Source organism: Janthinobacterium sp. GW823-FHT01H08, assembly GCF_058797855.1.
Window position 1 is genome coordinate 1,756,762 of sequence record NZ_CM179504.1, and the last position, 21,443, is coordinate 1,778,204.

19 protein-coding genes are annotated in these 21,443 nt (G+C 63.0%); 16 read left to right on the forward strand and 3 right to left on the reverse strand.

The features are described 5' to 3' along the window. The first annotated feature begins 147 nt into the window (after positions 1 to 147). The 14 genes from AC3RCG_RS07835 to AC3RCG_RS07900 all read left to right on the forward strand — a co-directional run bounded on the left by AC3RCG_RS07835 (position 148) and on the right by AC3RCG_RS07900 (position 14,512). A complete protein-coding gene (locus AC3RCG_RS07835) occupies positions 148 to 732 on the forward strand; it encodes a DUF2059 domain-containing protein (RefSeq protein WP_162995581.1) in 585 nt (194 codons plus the stop codon). 26 nt (positions 733 to 758) lie between these two features. Then, on the forward strand, positions 759 to 1,865 hold the full coding sequence (gene serC, locus AC3RCG_RS07840) for a 3-phosphoserine/phosphohydroxythreonine transaminase (protein WP_257218089.1): 1,107 nt from the start codon (positions 759 to 761) through the stop codon (positions 1,863 to 1,865). Positions 1,866 to 1,948: 83 nt separating this feature from the next. After that, positions 1,949 to 3,019 (forward strand): prephenate dehydratase, encoded by a 1,071-nt coding sequence (gene pheA / locus AC3RCG_RS07845; RefSeq protein WP_099410369.1) that lies wholly within the window; start codon positions 1,949 to 1,951, stop codon positions 3,017 to 3,019. 173 nt (positions 3,020 to 3,192) lie between these two features. Continuing rightward, positions 3,193 to 4,299: a histidinol-phosphate transaminase gene (gene hisC / locus AC3RCG_RS07850; protein ID WP_070219398.1), complete on the forward strand. Its 1,107-nt coding sequence runs from the start codon at positions 3,193 to 3,195 to the stop codon at positions 4,297 to 4,299. A 4-nt stretch (positions 4,300 to 4,303) separates the two neighbouring features. Next, positions 4,304 to 5,212, forward strand: a complete 909-nt coding sequence (locus AC3RCG_RS07855) for a prephenate dehydrogenase (protein WP_070219399.1) — start codon at positions 4,304 to 4,306, stop codon at positions 5,210 to 5,212. Between the two features lie 18 nt (positions 5,213 to 5,230). Further along, complete coding sequence (gene aroA, locus AC3RCG_RS07860) at positions 5,231 to 6,586, forward strand: 3-phosphoshikimate 1-carboxyvinyltransferase (protein WP_492403705.1); 1,356 nt, start codon at positions 5,231 to 5,233, stop codon at positions 6,584 to 6,586. 111 nt (positions 6,587 to 6,697) lie between these two features. Further along, entirely contained in the window at positions 6,698 to 7,366 is a 669-nt protein-coding gene (cmk, locus tag AC3RCG_RS07865; RefSeq protein WP_070219400.1) for a (d)CMP kinase, read from the forward strand. Positions 7,367 to 7,485: 119 nt separating this feature from the next. Further along, entirely contained in the window at positions 7,486 to 9,198 is a 1,713-nt protein-coding gene (gene rpsA, locus AC3RCG_RS07870) for a 30S ribosomal protein S1 (protein ID WP_071650172.1), read from the forward strand. A gap of 17 nt (positions 9,199 to 9,215) precedes the next feature. Further along, positions 9,216 to 9,521 carry an integration host factor subunit beta gene (locus AC3RCG_RS07875; RefSeq protein WP_008446215.1) on the forward strand — a complete coding sequence of 102 codons (306 nt, stop codon included), beginning with the start codon at positions 9,216 to 9,218 and terminating at the stop codon, positions 9,519 to 9,521. A 240-nt stretch (positions 9,522 to 9,761) separates the two neighbouring features. Then, entirely contained in the window at positions 9,762 to 10,064 is a 303-nt protein-coding gene (locus AC3RCG_RS07880) for a LapA family protein (RefSeq protein WP_029496228.1), read from the forward strand. A gap of 46 nt (positions 10,065 to 10,110) precedes the next feature. Further along, positions 10,111 to 11,286 (forward strand): lipopolysaccharide assembly protein LapB, encoded by a 1,176-nt coding sequence (gene lapB / locus AC3RCG_RS07885; protein ID WP_070219401.1) that lies wholly within the window; start codon positions 10,111 to 10,113, stop codon positions 11,284 to 11,286. Between the two features lie 79 nt (positions 11,287 to 11,365). Beyond that, entirely contained in the window at positions 11,366 to 12,733 is a 1,368-nt protein-coding gene (locus AC3RCG_RS07890) for a UDP-glucose dehydrogenase family protein (protein WP_070219402.1), read from the forward strand. Further along, positions 12,730 to 13,683 carry a D-glycero-beta-D-manno-heptose-7-phosphate kinase gene (gene rfaE1 / locus AC3RCG_RS07895; protein ID WP_070219403.1) on the forward strand — a complete coding sequence of 318 codons (954 nt, stop codon included), beginning with the start codon at positions 12,730 to 12,732 and terminating at the stop codon, positions 13,681 to 13,683. Before AC3RCG_RS07890 ends, rfaE1 begins: the two co-directional genes overlap by 4 nt. A gap of 166 nt (positions 13,684 to 13,849) precedes the next feature. Next, complete coding sequence (locus tag AC3RCG_RS07900) at positions 13,850 to 14,512, forward strand: ComEA family DNA-binding protein (RefSeq protein WP_070313774.1); 663 nt, start codon at positions 13,850 to 13,852, stop codon at positions 14,510 to 14,512. Positions 14,513 to 14,606: 94 nt separating this feature from the next. Here AC3RCG_RS07900 and AC3RCG_RS07905 read toward each other — a convergent pair whose 3' ends face one another. After that, positions 14,607 to 16,172 carry a phospholipase D family protein gene (locus AC3RCG_RS07905; protein ID WP_492403698.1) on the reverse strand — a complete coding sequence of 522 codons (1,566 nt, stop codon included), beginning with the start codon at positions 16,170 to 16,172 and terminating at the stop codon, positions 14,607 to 14,609. 205 nt (positions 16,173 to 16,377) lie between these two features. Here AC3RCG_RS07905 and AC3RCG_RS07910 point away from each other — a divergent pair, with 205 nt between their 5' ends. Further along, entirely contained in the window at positions 16,378 to 17,742 is a 1,365-nt protein-coding gene (locus AC3RCG_RS07910; protein WP_492403697.1) for a M20/M25/M40 family metallo-hydrolase, read from the forward strand. Here the strand turns inward: AC3RCG_RS07910 and AC3RCG_RS07915 are convergent. After that, entirely contained in the window at positions 17,739 to 19,508 is a 1,770-nt protein-coding gene (locus tag AC3RCG_RS07915; RefSeq protein WP_121668734.1) for an FAD-dependent oxidoreductase, read from the reverse strand. The genes AC3RCG_RS07910 and AC3RCG_RS07915 overlap by 4 nt on opposite strands. Positions 19,509 to 19,760: 252 nt before the next feature. On the opposite strand from AC3RCG_RS07915, the gene cysM reads away from it, so the two are divergent. Further along, entirely contained in the window at positions 19,761 to 20,663 is a 903-nt protein-coding gene (gene cysM / locus AC3RCG_RS07920) for a cysteine synthase CysM (RefSeq protein ID WP_035825682.1), read from the forward strand. A gap of 99 nt (positions 20,664 to 20,762) precedes the next feature. On the opposite strand, the gene AC3RCG_RS07925 is transcribed toward cysM, so the two are convergent. Continuing rightward, positions 20,763 to 21,095 carry a hypothetical protein gene (locus AC3RCG_RS07925; protein WP_034751784.1) on the reverse strand — a complete coding sequence of 111 codons (333 nt, stop codon included), beginning with the start codon at positions 21,093 to 21,095 and terminating at the stop codon, positions 20,763 to 20,765. Between the last annotated feature and the right edge of the window lie 348 nt (positions 21,096 to 21,443).

Genomic DNA, 21,443 nt, shown 5'->3' on the forward strand with positions numbered 1-21,443 from the left:
GGGGCTCTTTCGGGAGCCCCAATTGCTATTGGCGCGTCTTTTCGTGGTGCCGCCAGCAGAATTTCGTAGGTCGGCTTAGCCCGTCGGGCGTAAGCCGACATGCATCCGGCAGTGCCCTTTTACCATTCATTCAACATCCCGCATGCCATGAGAAAAATCGTCGCCACCTTCTTTGCCGCGTTTTCGCTGGCCTTCCTCGCGAGCCTGCCGGCCCTGGCCCAGAGCACGCAAGCCACACCCGCGCGCCAGGCGGCGCCCAGCCCCGCCATGAAAGTGGCCGTGCGGCGCATGCTCGACGCGATGCAGTTCCCGCAACTGACGCGCAGCATCTTCGACCAGATGCTGCAATCGGTGCCCGCCATGATCCGCCAGTCGGCGCAGCAGCAAATCAACAGCAACCCGAAACTGGACGAGCAGCGCAAGGCGCGCGCGCTGGCCAGCGCCGAGGAAGAAATCCCCCTGGCCATCGCCACCCTGACGCAGGTACTGGCCGACCCGACCCTGATCGACGAGCTGGGCGACGAAATGGTGCCCCTGTATGCGCGTTTTTACACGGTGCCGGAAGTCGAGCAGCTGACGGCCTTTTACAAGACGCCGCTGGGCCGCAAGATGCTGGCCACCATGCCGCAGCTGTCGGCCGAATCGATGGCCATCAGCCAGCGCGTGCTGATCCCCCGCGTGAACGCCGTGCTTGATCAGGTCATGCGGGCGGCCACGCAGTCGCCCCAATAATTCTTATTTTCGCCAAGGACTGTATCGTGACCCATCAAGCCTTAAGCCCTATTTACAACTTCTCCGCCGGCCCAGCCGTCCTGCCCAAGGAAGTGCTGGCGCAAGCGGCCGCCGAGATGCAGGACTGGCACGGCAGCGGCATGTCGGTGATGGAAATGAGCCACCGTGGTCCCGAATTCATTTCCATTTACAAGCAGGCCGTGGCCGACCTGCGCGAGCTGCTGGCCGTGCCCGAGAACTATAAAATCCTGTTCCTGCAGGGCGGCGGCTTGGGCGAGAACGCCATCATCCCGATGAACCTGGTGGGCCTGGCCGCGCAGCAGCCGGCCACCGTCGACTTCGTGCACACGGGCTCGTGGTCGGGCAAGTCGATCCAGGAAGCGGCCAAGTATGCCAATGTGAACGTGGCCGCGTCCTCGAAGGCTGCCCGTTTCACTGGCGTGCCGCCCGTCGCCGAATGGAAGCTGACGCCGGGCGCCGCCTACCTGCACATCTGCACCAATGAAACCATCGACGGCGTGGAATTCCAGCAGGCGCCGAACGTGCCGGCAGGCACCACCATCGTGGCCGACATGTCCTCGCACATTTTGTCGCGCGTGATCGACGTGTCGCAATACGGCGTGATCTTCGGCGGCGCGCAGAAAAATATCGGCCCGGCAGGCCTGACCCTGGTCATCGTGCGCGAAGACTTGCTGGGCAAGGCGCTGCCGATCTGCCCGTCGGCTTTTGACTGGACCATCGTGGCCGAACATGAGTCGATGTACAACACGCCGCCCACCTACGGCATCTATATCGCCGGCCTGGTTTTCCAGTGGCTCAAACGCCAGGGTGGCGTTGCAGCCATGGAACAGCGTAATATTGAGAAAGCGGCGCTGCTGTACGCGGCGCTCGACGCGGACGACTTCTACCAGAACCGGGTCGACCCCGCATACCGTTCGCGCATGACCATCCCGTTCTATCTGCGCGATGAAAGTCTGAACGACGCATTCCTGGCCGGCGCCAAGCAGCGCGGCCTGCTGCAACTGAAGGGCCACAAGTCCGTCGGCGGCATGCGTGCATCGATCTATAACGCGATGCCGATCGAGGGCGTGCAAGCCCTGGTGAATTATCTGAACGAGTTTGCCGGACGCTGAGTCGCTTAACCGACCGCGCCGGCCCGCCGCCGGCGCAGGCCGCGCGGCCATGATTGAAGTACAGCTGACGAAACAAACCATCCATGACCGATAAATTGAAACCGCTGCGCGAACAGATCGATGCGATCGACGCGCAAATCCTCGAACTGCTGAACCGCCGCGCGCAAATCGCCCAGCAGGTGGGCCACGTGAAGGCCGAGACGCAGGCGCCCGTATTCCGTCCCGAGCGCGAAGCGCAGGTGCTGCGCGGCGTGGCCGAGCGCAATCCCGGCCCCATGGGCAACCGCGAAGTGCAGACCATCTTCCGCGAAATCATGTCGTCCTGCCGCTCGTTGGAAAAGCGCGTGACCGTGGCCTACCTTGGCCCGGCCGGCACCTTCAGCGAACAGGCCGTGTATCAGCAGTTCGGCAGCGCCGTCGAAGGCTTGCCGTGCGCGTCCATCGATGAAGTATTCCGTTCCGCCGAGGCGGGAACGGCGGACTTTGGCGTCGTGCCGATCGAAAATTCCTCGGAAGGCGCCGTCAACCGCACGCTCGACATGATGCTGCAGACCAGTCTCATCATCAGCGGTGAAGTCGCCATTGCCGTGCACCACAGCCTGATGACGAAGAGCGGCAACATGGATGGCGTCACGTCCATCTGCGCCCATTCGCAGGCGCTGGCGCAGTGCCAGGTCTGGCTGAACCAGAACTACCCGCACATCGAGCGCCGCGCCGTGGCCTCGAATGCCGAGGCGGCCCGCATGGCCGGCGAAGACGGCACGGTGGCGGCGATTGCCAGCGAACTGGCCGGCGCGCAGTACAAGCTGGGCGTGGTCAAGGGCCATATCCAGGATGACCCGCACAACCGCACGCGCTTTGCCGTCGTGGGCACCTTGCAGACGGCGCCGTCGGGCAAGGACCAGACCTCGCTGGTGCTGGCCGTGCCGAACAAGGCGGGCGCCGTGTACCAGCTGCTGGCGCCCCTGGCCAAGCACGGCGTGTCGATGACGCGCTTCGAGTCGCGCCCGGCGCGCATGGGCAGCTGGGAGTATTATTTCTATGTCGACGTGGAGGGCCACGTGCACGACGCGGCCGTCGCCCAGGCGCTGGCCGAGCTGCAGAGCAATGCGGCGTTTTTCAAGGTGCTGGGGTCGTATCCGGTCAGTTTGTGACTTCGTTGACTGGTGTCGGATTACGCTGCGCTAATCCGACCTACGGTAAGCTGTAGGTTGGGTTAGCGCAGCGTAACCCAACAAACAACCACGGTAAGCCGTAGCTTGGGTTAGCGCAGCGTAACCCAACAACAGCCACCAGCCTAATCATTCACCAACTTTTAAAGAACACCATGTCTAAAAATATCGGTCCAGAATACGTCCGCGCCATCGCCCCTTATCAGAGCGGCAAACCGATCGCGGAAGTTGCGCGCGAATTCGGCCTCGACGAGGCAGCCATCGTCAAGCTGGCGTCGAATGAAAACCCGTACGGCATGCCGGAATCGGCGAAGCAGGCGATGATCGCCGCCATCGATGACCTGGGCCGCTACCCGGACGCCAACGGCTTCGACTTGAAAGCCGTGCTGTCCAAGCGCTACGACGTGCCTGCCGACTGGATCACCCTGGGCAACGGCAGCAATGACATCCTGGAAATCGCCGCGCACGCCTTCGTGCAGCATGGCCAATCCGTCGTCTACTCGCAGTACTCGTTTGCCGTGTACGCGCTGGCCACGCAAGGCCTGGGTGCGCGCCACATCGTCGTGCCGGCGCAAGCCTACGGCCATGACCTCGACGCGATGGCTGCGGCGATTGCCGACGACACGCGTCTGGTCTTCATCGCCAACCCGAACAACCCGACCGGCACCTTCCTGTCAGCCGCGCAGCTGGAAGCCTTCCTGCAGAAAGTGCCGGCGCATGTCGTCGTCGTGCTCGACGAAGCCTACAACGAATTCCTGTCGGCCGACGACCAGTACGAGTCGACGGCGTGGGTGCGCCAGTATCCGAACCTGGTGGTGTCGCGCACCTTGTCGAAGGCGTATGGCCTGGCCGGCCTGCGCATAGGCTTTGCCATCGCCCAGCCGGTGCTGACGGACCTGATGAACCGCATCCGCCAGCCGTTCAACGTCAACTCGCTGGCGCAGGCCGCCGCGATCGCCGCCCTGAACGACAAGGCCTTCCTCGAGCAAAGCGCGCGCAACAACGCGGCCGGCTACCAGCAGTTCACGGAGGCGTTTGATGCCCTGGGCCTGGAATACGTGCCGTCGCACGGCAATTTCGTGCTGGTGAAGGTGGGCGACGATGATGAAGCGGGCGCGCGCGTCAACCTGGCATTGCTCAAGCAGGGCGTGATCGTGCGTCCGGTCGGCAGCTATGGCTTGCCGCAATGGCTGCGCATTTCCATCGGCCTGCCGCAGGAAAACGCCATCCTCATCGCCGCGCTGACGAAAGCGCTGGCCTGACGATATGATGACGCCTGCACTGAACAAGGTAGTCATCTTTGGCGTGGGCCTGATCGGCGGTTCGTTCGCGCGCGCCTTGAAACATGCGGGCGCGGTCGGCACGGTGGTCGGCATGGGCCGCTCGCCGGCCTCGATGGCGCGCGCGTTGGAGCTGGGCATCATCGACGAGATCGGCGGCGACATGGCTGATGCCTTGCTTGGCGCCGACCTGGTGCTGGTTGCCGCGCCCGTGGCGCAGACGGGCGCCATCCTCTCGTCCATCGCGCCGCATCTGCAGCCCGGCACCATCGTCACCGACGCGGGCAGCACGAAAAGCGACGTGGTGGCGGCCGCGCGCGCGGCCTTGGGGGGCAAGGTGGCGCAATTCGTGCCCGGCCACCCGATCGCGGGACGCGAGACGAACGGCCCCGATGCGGCCATCGTCGATCTGTATCAAGGCAAGAAAGTGGTGCTCACGCCGCTGGCGGAAAATAGCGCCGCCGATGTGGAGCGGGTGGCGGCCGCGTGGCGCGCCTGCGGCGCCATCCTGCACACCTTGAGCCCCGAAGAACATGACAAGGTGTTTGCCGCCGTCAGCCACCTGCCGCATCTGCTGGCCTTTGCGCTGGTCGACGACATCGCCAAGAAACCGCACGCGGGCCTGCTGTTCCAATACGCGGCCAGCGGCTTTCGCGACTTTACGCGCATCGCCGGCTCATCGCCGGAAATGTGGCGCGACATCAGCCTGGCCAACCAGCCGGCGCTGCTGCATGAACTGGACGCCTACCTGGCGCAGTTGACGACCTTGCGCGCCCACCTGGCCACGCACGACGGCGCCGCCATCGAGGGCGTGTATGCGAACGCCCAGCACGCGCGCCAGCAATGGATCGAGGCGATCGAAACGGCGGAAGTACCGGCCGCGCCCACACGATAAATACTCAAGGATTCCAGCATGACCCAGACCAAGCACTACCCCCACCATATCGATCTGAAGCCGGTGATGCACGCCGAAGGCACGGTGCGCTTGCCCGGCTCGAAAAGCATTTCCAACCGCGTGCTGCTGCTGGCCGCGCTGGCCAAGGGCACGACGAAGATCATCGACCTGCTCGCCTCCGACGACACCTTCGTCATGCTGACTGCCCTGACGTCGCTGGGCGTCAAATGGACGCAGGATGAATTGACGGGCGATCCGGCCACCGCCCACCAGGTGCACCACGTGGAAGGCTGCGGCGGCGTGTTCCCGCACCACGAGGCGGACCTGTTCATGGGGAACGCCGGCACGGCGATCCGCCCGCTGACGGCGGCGCTGGCCGTGATCGGCGGCGACTACACCTTGCACGGCGTGTCGCGCATGCACGAGCGCCCGATCGGCGACCTGGTCGACGCGCTGAACGCCGTCGGCACGCAGATCGAGTACACGGGCGAGCAGGGCTTCCCGCCGCTGCGCATCCGCCGCGGCCACATCCACGCGCAACGCATCGCCGTGCGCGGCAACGTGTCGAGCCAGTTCCTGACGGCCCTGCTGATGGTGGCGCCGCTGATGGCGCGCGACCATGCCGTGACCATCGATGTCACGGGCGAGCTCATTTCGAAGCCGTATATCGAGATCACCCTGAACCTGATGCGCCGTTTCGGCGTGACCGTCGAGCATGACGGCTGGCAGTCGTTCACCGTGCAGCCGGGCCAGCACTATCAAAGCCCGGGCACGATCCACGTGGAAGGCGATGCCTCGTCGGCCTCGTATTTCCTGGCGGCCGGCGCCATCGGCGGCGGTCCCGTGCGCGTGGAAGGCGTGGGACGCGACAGCATCCAGGGCGACGTGCGTTTCGTCGAAGCCTTGCAGCAGATGGGCGCGACCATCACCATGGGCGAGAACTGGATCGAGGCGCGTTCGAACGGCGTGCTGAAAGCCGTCGACATGGACTTTAACCATATTCCAGACGCGGCCATGACGATCGCCGTGGCCGCCCTGTACGCGGACGGCACCTCGACCTTGCGCAATATCGCCAGCTGGCGGGTGAAGGAAACGGACCGCCTGGCCGCCATGGCGACGGAATTGCGCAAACTCGGCGCCGAAGTGGAAGAGGGCGCCGACTACCTGCGCGTGACGCCGCCGGCCGAAATCCAGGCAGCGACCATCGACACGTATGACGACCACCGCATGGCCATGTGCTTCTCGCTCGCTTCGCTGGACGGCGCCGCGCGCCGCGGCAACGAGATGCGCATCAACGACCCGAAATGCGTGGCCAAGACCTTCCCCGAGTATTTCGCCGCCTTCGCGGGGATTGCCAAAGAGACCCTTATCTAACCGAAATCCGGGGTCAGACCCTCTCCACCCGCAACGCCAGTTCAGGCGTTGACGCAAGCGGGGGGCTGACCCCAGCCCTTTTGGGTTTAGTTTTTTTAAAGTGACAAAATAATGCCAACATCCACCATCCCAGTCATCGCCATCGACGGCCCCACCGCTTCCGGCAAGGGCACGGTGGCGCACCGCGTGGCCGACAAGCTGGGCTTTCATTACCTGGACTCGGGCGCGCTGTACCGCCTGACGGCCTTGAGCGCGCTGCGCCGCGGCACGGACTTGCGCGACGAGCACGCGCTGGCCAAGCTGGCCGAGCACTTGCCTTGCCACTTCGCCAATGGCGAGATCCTGCTGGCGCAGGAAAACGTCACCGAGCAGATCCGTGCCGAAGAGGTGGGCAATACGGCGTCGAAAATTGCCGTATTGCCAACTGTGCGTCATGCCCTGGTCAGCTTGCAGCTGGGTTTTCGCAAGACGCCGGGCCTGGTGGCCGACGGGCGCGACATGGGCACGGTGATCTTCCCGCATGCCCAATTGAAGGTCTTCCTCACGGCCAGCGTCGAGGCGCGCGCGCAACGGCGCTACAAGCAATTGATAGACAAGGGTTTTTCTGCTAATATGGAAGACCTTCTGATGGATTTGCAGGCGCGGGACGAACGTGATACTCACCGTGCGATTGCGCCGCTGGTCCCCGCGGAAGGGGCGCATGTCCTCGATACGTCGGCAATGACGGCAGATGATGCCGTTGAAACCGTGTTGAAATGGTATGCAGCTGCAGCAAAATAGTGTGATTTCTATGCTATGTGGTGCCCGTTGACGGCTCCTGGCCTGTCCGGGTGTGTCAAAAACCTAACCCAGTTTAAGTCGCATCGTGCGATCTCTGCTGGATAACCTGTGTGAACCCTATGTCTACTGTTACAACTAACGAATCTACCGGTATGGAAAGTTTTGCTGCGCTCTTCGAGGAATCGTTGTCGCGTCAAGATATGCGCTCCGGCGAAGTTATTTCCGCTGAAGTCGTGCGCCTCGACCACAATTTCGTGATCGTGAACGCTGGCCTCAAATCCGAAGCATTCATCCCTGTCGAAGAATTCAAGAACGACCACGGCGAACTGGAAGTCAAAGTTGGTGACTTCGTTTCCGTGGCGATCGAATCGCTGGAAAACGGTTTCGGCGATACCATCCTGTCGCGCGATAAAGCCAAGCGTCTGGCTTCGTGGCTGGCTCTGGAAAAAGCGATGGAATCGGGCGAAATCGTCGTCGGTACCGTCAATGGTAAAGTCAAAGGCGGTCTGACCGTGTTGACCAACGGCATCCGCGCATTCCTGCCGGGCTCGCTGGTTGATACCCGTCCTGTCAAAGACACCACCCCATTCGAAGGCAAAACCCTCGAATTCAAAGTGATCAAGCTCGATCGCAAGCGTAACAACGTGGTTCTGTCCCGCCGCGCCGTCATCGAAGCTTCGATGGGCGAAGAGCGTCAGAAACTGATGGAAACGCTGAAAGAAGGCACGGTCGTGACCGGCGTCGTCAAAAATATCACCGACTACGGCGCGTTCGTGGATCTGGGCGGTATCGATGGCCTGCTGCACATCACCGACCTGGCATGGCGCCGTGTACGTCACCCGTCGGAAGTACTGACGGTTGGCCAGGAAATCACCGCCAAGGTCCTGAAATACGATCAAGAGAAAAACCGTGTTTCGCTGGGTGTGAAACAACTGGGCGACGATCCTTGGACCGGTCTGTCCCGTCGTTACCCACAAAGCACCCGTCTGTTCGGTAAAGTAACGAACCTGACCGACTACGGCGCGTTCGTTGAAGTGGAACAGGGTATCGAAGGTCTGGTACACGTTTCCGAAATGGACTGGACGAACAAAAACGTTGCTCCTAACAAAGTTGTCCAACTGGGCGACGAAGTAGAAGTAATGGTTCTGGAAATCGACGAAGAGCGTCGTCGTATTTCGCTGGGCATGAAACAGTGCAAAGCCAATCCATGGGATGACTTCGGTGTTACCCATAAGAAAGGTGACAAAGTCCGCGGCGCGATCAAATCGATCACCGACTTCGGCGTGTTCATCGGCCTGGCCGGCAACATCGACGGTCTGGTGCACCTGTCCGACCTGTCCTGGACCGAAACCGGCGAAGAAGCCGTGCGTCGCTTCAAGAAAGGTGACGAACTGGAAGCCATCGTTCTGGCCATCGACGTTGAGCGCGAGCGCGTTTCCCTGGGCGTCAAGCAACTGGAAGGTGACCCATTCAACAACTTCGCAGCCATGAACGACAAAGGTTCGCTGGTCACCGGTACCGTTAAATCGGTTGAGCCTAAAGGCGCCGTGATCCAACTGTCCGAAGAAGTTGAAGGCTACCTGCGCGCTTCCGAAATCTCGCGCGACCGCGTTGAAGATGCTGGTACGCACCTGAAAGTCGGCGACACCGTCGAAGCGATGGTGTTGAACATCGACCGCAAAGCCCGTGGTATCCAACTGTCGATCAAAGCGAAAGACAACGTTGAAACCCAGGAAGCCATGCAGAAGATGGCAGCTACCGACAACAACGCAGCTTCGGGCACCACCAGCCTGGGCGCCTTGTTGAAAGCTAAGTTCGATAACAAGAACTAAGACTGCGGATACGGCAGATGACAAAGTCCGAGCTGATCAACCGCCTCGCTGAGCGTTATTCTCAGCTGGTGGCGAAGGATGCGGAGTATGCCGTCAAGACCATTCTCGATGCGATGACCAACGCCCTGGCGACCGGTCAGCGTATCGAGATCCGCGGTTTTGGCAGTTTTGCCCTGAACAGCAGGCCCCCGCGCATCGGCCGCAACCCGAAATCCGGCGACAAGGTGATGGTTCCTGAAAAACGGGTACCCCACTTCAAACCGGGCAAACAGTTGCGCGAGCGGGTGGACGCGATGGTCGGGCAACCGATCATCGAGGATTAATCGTCTGCTGGAAGGCGACATAAAGAGCGGCGTCCTTGGATGCCGCTTTTTTTTGTTAATATGCTGTAGAGCACTGCTCAAACCTACTGCGCGTCGCGCTTTGCGGCCGGCGATGCTCACCGTACTTCAGTACGGTTGCGCTTCTCGGCCACAAATCGCTGCCGCTCGCTACGGTTTGATCAGCACTCTACGTTTGTGCCATGTGGTACGGGCATTTTTTTGTTCACTCTGGACCTATCGATGAAAATCATCTCCACCATCGTTGGCTGTGTTCTTTTCGTCCTGTTCTTCAGTTTTGCGCTGAAGAATGCGCAGGTTGTCGACCTGCATGTTTTCCTCAATTATGAAATTCGCGGCCCCCTGGTCCTGATGCTGCTGGGCTTTTTTGTCGCCGGCGCCAGCCTGGGCGTACTGGCGCTGACGCCGACCGTGTTCCGTCACCGCCGCGAAGCGAACAAGCAAAAGACCACCATTGCCGCGCTGCAGACCGTTGGCGTGGCCAGCAATGTCCAGCCGCAACCGGACAGCGTGAGCGCGCAGTAAGCGGCGCCGTCGCTCCTATCTCTCTTACTCGAATAAAAACAATCGCATGGATTTTGAACTCTGGTGGCTCTTGGGTATCCCGATGTTTTTCGCGCTGGGCTGGATCGCCGCGCGCGTGGACATTCATCAACTGGTGTCGGAATCGCGCAGCCTGCCGCGCAATTACTTCAAGGGCTTGAATTTCCTGCTCAACGAGCAGCATGACAAGGCCATCGACGCCTTCATCGAAGTCGTCAAGCTGGACCCGGAATCGGCCGATATGCACTTTGCGCTGGGCAACCTGTTCCGCCGCCGCGGCGAAACGGAGCGCGCCATCCGCGTGCACCAGAACTTGCTGGCCCGTCCGGACTTGCCGCTGGAACAGCAGGGCCACGCCGCCTACGAGCTGGGCATGGATTACCTGAAAGCAGGTCTGCTGGACCGCGCCGAAGAAACCTTCAACAGCCTGGTCGACACGCAATATGCGGCCCAGGCGCGCCGCGCGCTGCTGGAAATCTACCAGCGCGAAAAGGAATGGCCACGCGCCATCGAAGCGGCCGTGGGCTTGCAGGAATCGGGCGCCGGCGCGCGCCAGAAGGAAATCGCCCAGTTCTATTGCGAACTGGCGCATGACGCCCTCGTGCACATGAAGCCGGACGACGCCATGCCGCTGCTGGAAAAAGCCTTGCAGACGGACCGCAAGAGCGTGCGCGCCACCATCCTGACGGGCGACGTGCTGCTGGCGCGCGGCGACGTGGAAGGCGCGCTGACCACCTGGCGCCGCGTGGAACAGCAAAGCGTGCCGCACGTGGCCCTGGTCGCGCAGCGCCTGATGGATGGCTACACCAAGCTGGGCCGTGCACAGGAAGGCGTCAACCTGCTGCGTTCCTACCTGGAAGAGGCATCGTCGATCGACCTGATCGAAGTCGTCTTCAAGGCCGTTATCGAGCTCGACGGCGTGGAAGCGGCGAAGCAGCTGGTCAGCGCCGAGCTGCGCCGCACGCCGACCCTGCTGGGCCTCGACAAACTGCTGGAAGCGCGCATGATGGACGCCCCGGCCGCCATCTGGTCCGAGCTGTCGATGGTGAAAAACCTCGTGCACGGCTACACGCAGAAGCTGGCCCGCTACCAGTGCAGCCACTGCGGCTTCAAGGCACGCCAGTTCTATTGGCACTGCCCTGGCTGCAACAAGTGGGAAACGTATCCACCGCGCCGCACAGAAGAACTTAACGTCATGAACTGATTCGTACACGTCACCTTGCCCTGAGCAATGTGGCGTGTACTTCTATGTAAGACCTGCTTTTTATCCATACGGTACATCCATGAAAATCACTATTATCGGCACCGGCTATGTTGGCCTCGTGACCGGCGCCTGCCTGGCTGAGCTGGGCAACGACGTCTTTTGCCTCGACCTGGACGCACAGAAGGTAGCCTTGCTCAACAGCGGTGGCATCCCCATCCATGAACCGGGCCTGGAAGAAGTCGTGGCGCGCAACCGCGCCGCCGGACGCATGACCTTTTCCACCGACGTCGAAGCGGCCGCCGCGCACGGCGCGATGCAATTCATCGCCGTCGGCACGCCGCCCGATGAAGACGGCTCGGCCGACCTGCAATATGTGCTGGCCGCCGCGCGCGGCATCGGCAAGTACATGACGGACTTCAAGGTCATCGTCGACAAGTCGACCGTGCCCGTCGGCACGGCCGAAAAAGTGCGCGCCGCCATCCAGGGCGAACTCGACGCGCGCGGCGTGGCCGCCACGTTCTCGGTGGCATCGAACCCCGAATTCCTCAAGGAAGGCGCGGCCGTCGAAGACTTCATGCGCCCCGATCGCATCGTCATCGGCGTCGACGCCACGCCGGACGGCGAACGCGCGCGCGAATTGCTGAAAAGCCTGTACGCGCCGTTCAACCGCAACCACGAACGCACCTACTGGATGGATGTACGCTCGGCCGAATTCACGAAATATGCGGCCAACGCCATGCTGGCCACGCGCATCTCGTTCATGAATGAACTGGCGAACCTGGCCGACAAGGTGGGCGTCGATATCGAAGCCGTGCGCCACGGCATCGGTTCCGACCCGCGCATCGGCCACAGCTTCCTGTATGCGGGCTGCGGCTATGGCGGTTCCTGCTTCCCGAAAGACGTGCAGGCGCTCGAGCGCACGGCGCGCGGCCACGGCCAGGAATTGCTGATCCTGCGCGCCGTCGAAGCCGTCAACGACCAGCAGAAGCAGGTGCTGGGACGCAAAGTGGTCACTCGCTTCGGCGAAGATCTGACGGGCCGGCATTTCGCCGTGTGGGGCCTGGCCTTCAAGCCGAATACGGACGACATGCGCGAAGCATCGGCCCGCGTGCTGCTGGCCGACTTGCTGGGACGCGGCGCCACGGTGGCCGTGTACGACCCCGTCGCCATGGCCGAGGCGCGCCGCGTGCTGCAACTGGACTTGACGCCGGCGCAATTGGCGAAGGTGCGCTTTGCCGACAGCCCGAAGGATGCGCTGCAGGACGCCGATGCGCTGGTCATCGTGACCGAGTGGAAAGCCTTCCGCAGCCCCGACTTCGAGCAGGTCAAGGCGCGCCTGAAGCAGGCAGTGATCTTTGACGGACGCAATCTGTTCGAGCCGGCCGTCATGGCCGAGAACGGCATCGAATACCACGGGATCGGTCGCTCGATCCTGACGCGCGCATGAGCGCCCAGGAGGTAGTCGCCTTGACGGCGCCGGCCGCGCTGGCCCAGGTACGCCTGCTGGTGGTGGGCGATGTGATGCTGGACCGCTACTGGTTCGGCGATGTCAGCCGTATTTCGCCGGAAGCGCCCGTGCCCATCGTGCGCATCGAGAAGCGCGAAGAGCGCCTAGGCGGCGCGGCCAACGTGGCGCGCAACGCGGCCGCGCTGGGAGCGAAGACGAGCTTGCTGGGCGTGGTCGGCGACGACGAGGCGGGCAGCCAGGTCGAACGCCTGCTCGAAGGCGGCGGCATCCACAGCTATCTGCAGCGCGATGCGGCCATTTCCACCATCATCAAGCTGCGCGTGATCGGCCGCCAGCAGCAGATGCTGCGCATCGACTTCGAGGATGCACCGAGTGATACGGTGCTGCGCGACAAGCTCAAGCAATTCAATGCCCTCTTGCCGCACTACGACGTGGTGATCCTGTCGGACTACGCCAAGGGCAGCCTGGTGAACGTGGCCGAGATGATCAAGGCGGCACGGGCGGCCGGCAAGATCGTCATGGTCGACCCGAAAGGCGATGATTTCAGCCGCTATACGGGAGCGTCAGTGCTCACTCCGAACAAGTCGGAACTGCGCCGCGTGATCGGCAACTGGAGCACGGAAGAGCAGCTCACAGAACGCGCGCAGCAGATGCGCGCGCAGCTGGGCCTGGACGCCTTGCTGCTGACCCGTTCCGAAGAAGGCATGAGCTTGTACACGGCCGACGAGGTGCTGCACATGCCCACCGATGCGCGCGAAGTGTTCGACGTCTCGGGCGCCGGCGACACGGTGATCGCCACCATGGCGGCCATGCTGGGCGCCGGCATGGGCCTGGGCGACGCCGTGCGCACGGCCAACCGGGCCGGCGGCATCGTCGTCGGCAAGCTGGGCACGGCCACCGTCACCCGCGACGAGCTGTTCTCCCAATAACCATGCTGTACCACCTGCGCCGGAGCGTTTGATCTGGCGCAGGTTTTCCCATCCTTCCGCCGTCCCGTCTTGTCAACCGTATCACGTCCCAGCCGTTAAAGCCGTTAAGGCGCTGCTCTTCCCTTGCGTTCGAGTCATCTTGAAACCACACCACGGAGAGATACCCATGTTCAAAAAAATACTGCTGGCCATCGCCACCTTGATCGCGACGATGGGCTTTGCCTTTGCCCAGGTCGATGTCAACAAGGCGGACCAGGCGGCACTCGACAGCGTCAAGGGCATCGGCCCCGTCACGTCGAAAGCCATCATCGACGAGCGTGCCAAGGGCGGCGCCTTCAAGGATTGGGCCGATTTTGAAAGCCGCGTGAAGGGCATCGGTCCGAAAAGTTCCGTGAAGTTGTCGGAAGCGGGCTTGCAAGTGAATGGCCAGGCCAAGTCCGGCGCGCCGGCGGCACCCGCTCCGGCGGCGAAAGCTGCCCCGGTAAAAAAGGAAGCTGCTGTGAAGGAAGTTGCAGCGAAAGAAGCCGCACCGAAGCCAGCTGCTGCGACCGACACCGCTGCGGCGCCAGCCAAGACAGCCGCTGAAGCGAAAAAAGAAGCTGCTGCCGCGAAGAAAGAAGCCAAGGCTGCCGCCGCTGCCGCCAAGAAAGAAGCTGCCGCCGCGCCTGCCGCTGCAGCGGCCGATGCCGCTCCCGTGAAAACGGCTGCCGAAGCGAAGAAGGAAGCTGCCGCTGCCAAGAAAGAAGCGAAGGCTGCTGCCGCAGCCGCGAAGAAAGAAGCGAAACTGGCTGCCGCCGAGGCGAAGAAAGCGGAAGCCGAGAAAAAATAAGCGTTTTGTCGTAAAGCGTGTTGCGTGGTGGTGCCGCGCAGCACGAGAAGAAAACCCCGCGTGGTACCGGCCGCGCGGGGTTTTTTTTATGCACCTACAGCTGCGATTCGATCGGCAGCCAGCGCATCACGGACACCAGCAGGCGGCGCCAGAAGCCTGACTCCGGATCGTGCGTCCACACTTTGGCGGGCTGCTCGGTGGCGTCGGACCAGCGCAGGGCGCCGTTGTCGAGGAACAATCGATAGCTGGTGTCGCTCGCCGTCGAATGCAGGAACAGCGCGCGCATGTCGGCCGCCAGCGCGGCATCGTCGAACAGCACGCCCATTTCCGTATTCAGCTGGGCCGAGCGGGGATCGAGGTTGAAGGAACCGACGAAGCCCCGCTGGCCATCGACCACCACGGCCTTGGTATGCAGGCTGGCGCGGCTCGACCCCATCAGGCTGATGCGCTTGCGGTGCTGGGTCTTCAATTCAAACAGGGCGACACCGCCGCCCAACAGCGCCTGGCGGTAGCGCGCATAGCCCGCATGCACGAGGGCCACGTCGGTGGCGGCCAGCGAGTTGGTCAGCACCTGGACCTGGACGCCGGCCGCGACCTTGTCGGCCAGCATCGTGCTCAGCGCCGCGCCGGGCACGAAGTAGGGCGAGGTCAGCAGCGCTTCCTCGCGCGCGTCCGTCAGCAGCGGCAGCAGGCTGTGCATGAGCCAGTGCTCGCTGCGCTGCAAACTGGCCACGGGCGCGGCTTTTTCCGGCGGGTCCGACAGCACCTGCACTTGCCCGCTCCAGTGCAGGCGCAGCCGGCCATCAAGGTGGGCCTGCAGCTGGCCCGCATCGGTCAGCTGCTGGAGGTAGGGGGAAGCGCCCACTTCGCCCGTGAGCGTATCGAGGCGCGCACGCACAGCCTGCAGTTCCGGCGCGCCCGCGTCCTTGCCGGCGTGCAAGGCGCGTATGGGGAGGACGGCGCGGCTGTTCCAGAAGCGGTCGAAGATGTCGCTCGTCTGCTGCACGGCGGGTCCCACCAGCAGCAAGTCGGCATCCTGGAAATTGACTTGCTCGGCGGCATCAAAATATTCATCGCCGATATTGCGCCCGCCGACGAGGGCCACCCTGCCGTCGACGATCCAGGCCTTGTTGTGCATGCGCCGGTTCAGGCTGACGGCGCGCAAGGCCATTTCCACGGCGCGCCACCAGATGCCGTCGCGGTTGCGGCTTGGATTGAAGATGCGCACGTCGATCAGCGGATGGCTGTCGAGCGCGAGGATGGCGGCGTCCTGGCCCCGCGCGTTGATGTCGTCGAGCAGCACGCGCACGCGCACGCCGCGGTCAGCCGCGCGCAGCAGTTCGCGCACCAGCAGGCGTCCCGTGACGTCGTTATGCCAGATGTAGTATTGCAGGTCGATGCTGCGGCCCGCTTCGCGCGCGCTCAGGGCGCGCAGGGCAAACGCTTCCAGGTTGTCGTCGATCAGGGCCGTGCCGCTGTGGCCCGGGCGTTGCGCCAGCTGCGGCGCCAGCACGCGGTCGAGCAGGGTGGCATCCGTCGCCACGGGCAAGGCCGTTCCAGGCGCGCCCAGCGAACGTTCGGCGAAGCGCCCGTAACTGTACAGGGCGGCGATGCTGAGTGCGGCAAAGATGGCTGCGCACAGCAGCAGTTTGACGAGCACGCGGCGCACCGTCAGCGGACCGCGCGCATGCTGCGGCGTGCGGGAAGGAGGTGTGACTGGCGCATGCGGGTGTCTTTCGTGAACGGGACGGGAAGTGGCCGATTGTAGCAGTTCCTGCAATGCACGATTTTCATCCTGGAACATCCTTGCCTACCGTCAAAAATGCGAGAATGGGCAGCTCAATCAATCATCGGGAGACGGCGGCATGGCAGGGATTGTGACGGCAATGACGGCAATGACGGCAGCCATGCTGTCGGCGAGTGTGGCGGCGGCGCCGGGCGCCGACCCGGCGCAGCAGCAGATACGGCAGGTGGTGGCCGACATCTCGCCGCAGCGCATCGAGGCGCATGTGCGCAAGCTGGTCAGTTTCGGGACGCGCCACACCATGTCCGATACCGTGTCCGACACGCGCGGCATCGGCGCGGCCCGGCGCTGGATCAAGGCCGAGCTGGAGCGCTGCGGCGCGCAGGCGGGCGGACGACTGCAGGTGGCGTTCGACAGCCATGTGGCGCCCGTGTCGAAACGCATTGCGCGGCCGACGGAAATCGTCAACGTGGTGGCGACCTTGCCGGGCAGCCAGCCGCAGTCGGCCGGGCGCATCTATGTCGTCAGCGGCCATTATGACTCGCGCGCCACCGACGTGATGGATGCGCAGGGCGACGCGCCCGGCGCCAACGATGACGCCTCGGGCACGGCGGCCGTCATTGAAATGGCTTGCGCGATGGCGCGCTACCAGTTCGACGCCACGCTCGTCTTCATGGCCGTGGCGGCCGAGGAACAGGGTTTGTTGGGTTCCGGCCATTGGGCGCAGCAGGCAAAGTTGAATAAACTCAACATCGCCGGCATGCTCAATAACGACATCATCGGCAGTTCGCGCGCGGAAGGCGGCACCGTCGATGGCGGCCAGGTGCGCCTGTTTGCCGAGGGTATCCCGGCCGTCAAGGAGATGAGCGACGGTGTGCGCGGCCTCGTGGCGACGGGCGGCGAAAACGATTCGCTCTCGCGCCAGCTGGCGCGCCATGTAAAACAGGTGGGCGAGCGCTACGTTCCCGGTTTCAAGGTCAACGTCATCCAGCGCGCCGACCGTTACCTGCGCGGCGGCGACCATATGCCGTTTCTGGCACAAGGCTACGCGGCGCTGCGTTTCACGGAACCGCACGAGGATTTTGCGCATCAGCATCAGGATGTGCGCGTGGAAAATGGCGTGCAGTACGGCGACTTGCCGCAATTCGTCGACTATGACTACGTGGCGAAAGTGGCGCGCGTAAATGCGGCGGCGCTCGCTTCGCTGGCCCTGGCGCCGGCCGCGCCCGCCGGCGTGCAGGTGCGCACGGCCCAGCTGGAAAACGCCACTGCACTGGTCTGGCAGCCGAACACGGAACCGGACCTGGCCGGTTACCGCATCGTCTGGCGCGCCACGACGGCCGACCAGTGGCAGGGCGCGCAGGATGTGGGCAATGTCACCGAGGCCAAGGTCAAGCTATCGAAAGACAGCTATTTCTTTGGCGTCCAGGCCATCGACCGCGACGGCAATGTCAGCGTGGCCACGTATCCCATGCCCTTGCGCTAGGCGCTGTTGACAGGCAAGCGGGCAAGGAAACCGTGGATCTGGGAAACGACGGCCGCGCCTTCGCCCACGGCGGCAGCCACGCGCTTGGTGGAACCGGCCCGCACGTCGCCGATGGCGAACACGCCCGGCACGCTCGTTTCCAGCGCGGCCCGTTCCGGCAAGTCCGGAGGCGGGTAGGCTAAATGCGCGCCGTGGCCATGGGCGCGGCATTCGGCGCGCGTGACGTCGAAGCCCGTGCGGATAAAACCCTGCTCGTCGACGGCCACGGCGCAGTCGTGCAGCCAGTCCGTGTTCGGATCGGCGCCGACAAACAGGAATACGCGGCGCACGGCGCAATCGCACTCCTTGCCCGTCTGGTTGTTGCGCCAGCGCACCTCCGTCAAGCCGTCGTCGTCGCCTTCGAGGGCGATGATTTCCGTGTGCGTGTGCAAGGTGATATTGGGCGTGGCGGCGATGCGCTCGATCAAATAGCTCGACATGCTGGCCGCCAGTCCCTCGCCGCGGATCACCATGTGGACCTTTGCGGCGTGGCTTGAGAGAAACACGGCGGCCTGGCCGGCCGAGTTGCCGCCGCCCACCAGGATGATTTCTTCCTGCCGGCACAGCTTGGCTTCGATGGGCGAGGCCCAGTAATACACGCCCCGTCCCTCATACGTTTTCAGGTTGGCCAGCGAGGGGCGGCGGTAGCGCGCGCCGCACGACAGCACCACCGTGCGGGCGCGCACCTGCGTGCCGTCGCACAGCTTGACGCGCAGCGGCCAGCTGTCGCACAGCAAGTTGGCGGCGCTGGCCGGGGTGGCGATCTCGACGCCGAACTTTTGCGCCTGCACGTAGGCGCGTCCTGCCAGTGCGCGGCCAGAAATTCCGGTGGGAAAGCCCAAATAATTTTCGATGCGCGCGCTGGCGCCCGCCTGGCCGCCGTACGCGCGCTGCTCGAGCGCCAGCACCGATAGCCCTTCCGAGGCCGCATACACGGCCGTGGCCAGGCCGGCGGGACCGGCGCCCACCACCAGCACGTCGAAGATCTTGTCGCCGGACAAATCGGGCAGCATGCCCAGGCAGCGTCCCAGTTCCGCATTGCCGGGATTTTTCATGATCTTGCCGTCTGGACAGACCACCAGCGGCCAATCCTGCGGCGTGGGCTGGTAGCGCCCGGCCAGCGCGGCGGCGGACGTATCGGTGGCCGGATCGAGCACCGTGTGCGGATGGCCATTGCTCGATAAAAAGCTTTGCAGGTGGAACAGATTGCCATTGCCGCGCGGGCCCACCAGCACGGGGCCGCCCGAATTCGATTCGATCAGCGCCACGCGGCGCAGGATCAGGGCGCGCACGATGCGTTCGCCCATCTCCGCCTCGGCCACGATCAGCGCGCGCAAGGATTCCGAACTGATGTCGAGCAATTCCACCTCGCCCACGGCGCTGCCATTGACGAGGGTAGGGCGGCCGGACAATTGCGCCACCTCGGCAATGAAGTGGCCGACGCCCACTTCGCGCAGCACGGACGCCTGCCCCAGCACTTCGTGGCGCGTGATGCTGACCCGCCCGGACAGTATCACCAGCATGCCGAAGCTGCTGCTGCCCGCTTCGAACAGCGTTTCGCCGTCGGCAAAGCGCCGCCGCGTGCCGTAGCGCTGCAAGCGCTGCAGTTCGAGCGCATTGAAGACGGGCGAGATCTGGTGGCTGCGGCCCTGCAAGTCGAGCGTGGCGAACTGGACGGGATCGTCCTGCGTCGTTTCGGGAATGAATTCGGGTGTGCTGCTGGCCATGGCGGGTCCGTTCGGAGGCTGAATAAGCAAATAACAAAAATAACTAACAGTGACGAGTCTAGCGCATGCGGCGCGCGCCTGCCGCAATACCCCTTGCGCACGCCCGGAAATGGCGGGGCGGCAGGCGCCATGCGGCGCGTCGCGGCGCAGCCGCATGCATACGCGGGCCCGGAAGCGGCCGCCGATCAGCGATACGCCGTCCAGCATCTCATATTAGAATGGGTCTTTGTTGAATCTACTCAAACAGACACGATGGCTTACAAGACACTTGAAGATACGATAGGCAATACCCCGCTGGTGCAACTGACGCGCTTGCCGGGTGCCGATGCGCTTGCGCGCAACAACGTCATCCTGGGCAAGCTGGAAGGCAACAATCCGGCCGGCTCCGTGAAGGACCGCGCGGCCATGTCCATGCTCAAGCGCGCTGAAGAGCGCGGCGTCATCAAGCCGGGCGATACTCTGATCGAGGCGACCAGCGGCAATACGGGCATCGCGCTGGCCATGGCCGCCGCTTTGCGCGGTTACAAGATGCTGTTGCTGATGCCCGACAACCTGAGCGTGGAGCGCCGCCAGAGCATGGCCGCCTACGGCGCCGACATTTTATTGACGCCGAAGACGGGCGGCATGGAGTATGCGCGCGACCTGGCCGAGCAGATGCAGAAGGATGGCCGCGGCGTCATCCTCGACCAGTTCGCCAACGAAGACAATTCGCGCGCCCACTATGAAAGCACGGGGCCGGAAATCTGGCGCGATACCAATGGCCAGGTCACGCACTTCGTCAGCGCCATGGGCACGACGGGCACCATCATGGGCGTGTCGCGCTATTTGAAGGAGCAAAATCCCGCCATCCAGATCATCGGCGCCCAGCCCGAGGAAGGCTCGCAGATTCCCGGCATCCGCAAATGGCCGGAAGCGTACTTGCCGAAAATCTACGACAAGTCGCGCGTGGACCAGGTGGAGTACGTGAGCCAGGGCGTGGCCGAGCGCATGGCGCGCAGCCTGGCGGCGGAAGAGGGCTTGTTTTGCGGCATCTCGGCAGCCGGTGCGTGCGAAATCGCGCTGCGCATCTCGCAAACGGTGGAAAACGCGACCATCGTGTTCGTCGTCTGCGACCGTGGCGACAGATATCTGTCCACAGGTGTTTTCCCTGCGTAACGGGGAAGGATGTGAAGTGAGGTCGGCCAGAACGGCCTGAGAACTGCTGGAAATACCCCCTCCCCATGGCGGGGAGGGAAAACCTGCGAACTGGCAGGATCAGCCTTGTGGCGTTTCGCCTTCTTTTGGCTTGAATTGCTTGTCGCTGATGCGGAATTTGTTACGACGGTCACCCATCAGGTAACGCAGGTCGCGGATGCTCAGGTCGCTGACTTCGTGCATGCGGATCAGCAGCGATGCGCCGACCGGCAGGCGGTGGTGGCGAATTTTACTGATGACCGGTGGCGCCACTTCCAGCGCGCGGGACAAGGCTGCGTCGTTTTTCAGGCGCAGGTTTTCGATCAGGGTATCGAGCAGTCTGTTTGGGTTGTACTGAAGCAGATCGTCGGAGTCCGAATCGCTGTTCATATCAATGCCGACTTGGTTTGTCATGATGTTATTGTTCCTTCTGTAGTTGCACTGCAAAGTAAAAAACACTCGGAGCTCGCTCTTGCTGCGTTCATGTTCATTCTTTACTAAAAGGAACGAATTCACACACGGTACGATCCGGGATACAGTTTTTCATGATATATACACAATTGTACAACAGGATTCAATTTCAGGCGGGAAAGCCCGCTAATCTTGCTTTGTACAGAACCGGTGTTGTCTAGCTGCAACACCTATTTATTCTTTATTATGCTCTATGATAGAGCAAAAATTGTACTTTGACAAAAGTTAAGTATAAAACCACTACTGCATCCCGTGCCGCACAAAGGCTGGCGAGCGAGGCTGGCACATGTT

Excerpts from the sequence above, each read along its gene's own strand:
- AC3RCG_RS07915 (WP_121668734.1), bottom strand. The coding sequence starts at position 19,508 with ATGGCCAGCAGCACACCCGAATTCATTCCCGAAACGACGCAGGACGAT.
- rfaE1 (WP_070219403.1), top strand. The coding sequence starts at position 12,730 with ATGAGCGCCCAGGAGGTAGTCGCCTTGACGGCGCCGGCCGCGCTGGCC.
- AC3RCG_RS07880 (WP_029496228.1), top strand. The coding sequence starts at position 9,762 with ATGAAAATCATCTCCACCATCGTTGGCTGTGTTCTTTTCGTCCTGTTC.
- cysM (WP_035825682.1), top strand. The coding sequence starts at position 19,761 with ATGGCTTACAAGACACTTGAAGATACGATAGGCAATACCCCGCTGGTG.
- AC3RCG_RS07900 (WP_070313774.1), top strand. The coding sequence starts at position 13,850 with ATGTTCAAAAAAATACTGCTGGCCATCGCCACCTTGATCGCGACGATG.
- AC3RCG_RS07890 (WP_070219402.1), top strand. The coding sequence starts at position 11,366 with ATGAAAATCACTATTATCGGCACCGGCTATGTTGGCCTCGTGACCGGC.
- rpsA (WP_071650172.1), top strand. The coding sequence starts at position 7,486 with ATGTCTACTGTTACAACTAACGAATCTACCGGTATGGAAAGTTTTGCT.
- cmk (WP_070219400.1), top strand. The coding sequence starts at position 6,698 with ATGCCAACATCCACCATCCCAGTCATCGCCATCGACGGCCCCACCGCT.
- lapB (WP_070219401.1), top strand. The coding sequence starts at position 10,111 with ATGGATTTTGAACTCTGGTGGCTCTTGGGTATCCCGATGTTTTTCGCG.
- pheA (WP_099410369.1), top strand. The coding sequence starts at position 1,949 with ATGACCGATAAATTGAAACCGCTGCGCGAACAGATCGATGCGATCGAC.
- AC3RCG_RS07910 (WP_492403697.1), top strand. The coding sequence starts at position 16,378 with ATGGCAGGGATTGTGACGGCAATGACGGCAATGACGGCAGCCATGCTG.
- hisC (WP_070219398.1), top strand. The coding sequence starts at position 3,193 with ATGTCTAAAAATATCGGTCCAGAATACGTCCGCGCCATCGCCCCTTAT.
- AC3RCG_RS07855 (WP_070219399.1), top strand. The coding sequence starts at position 4,304 with ATGATGACGCCTGCACTGAACAAGGTAGTCATCTTTGGCGTGGGCCTG.
- AC3RCG_RS07875 (WP_008446215.1), top strand. The coding sequence starts at position 9,216 with ATGACAAAGTCCGAGCTGATCAACCGCCTCGCTGAGCGTTATTCTCAG.
- aroA (WP_492403705.1), top strand. The coding sequence starts at position 5,231 with ATGACCCAGACCAAGCACTACCCCCACCATATCGATCTGAAGCCGGTG.
- AC3RCG_RS07925 (WP_034751784.1), bottom strand. The coding sequence starts at position 21,095 with ATGACAAACCAAGTCGGCATTGATATGAACAGCGATTCGGACTCCGAC.
- AC3RCG_RS07835 (WP_162995581.1), top strand. The coding sequence starts at position 148 with ATGAGAAAAATCGTCGCCACCTTCTTTGCCGCGTTTTCGCTGGCCTTC.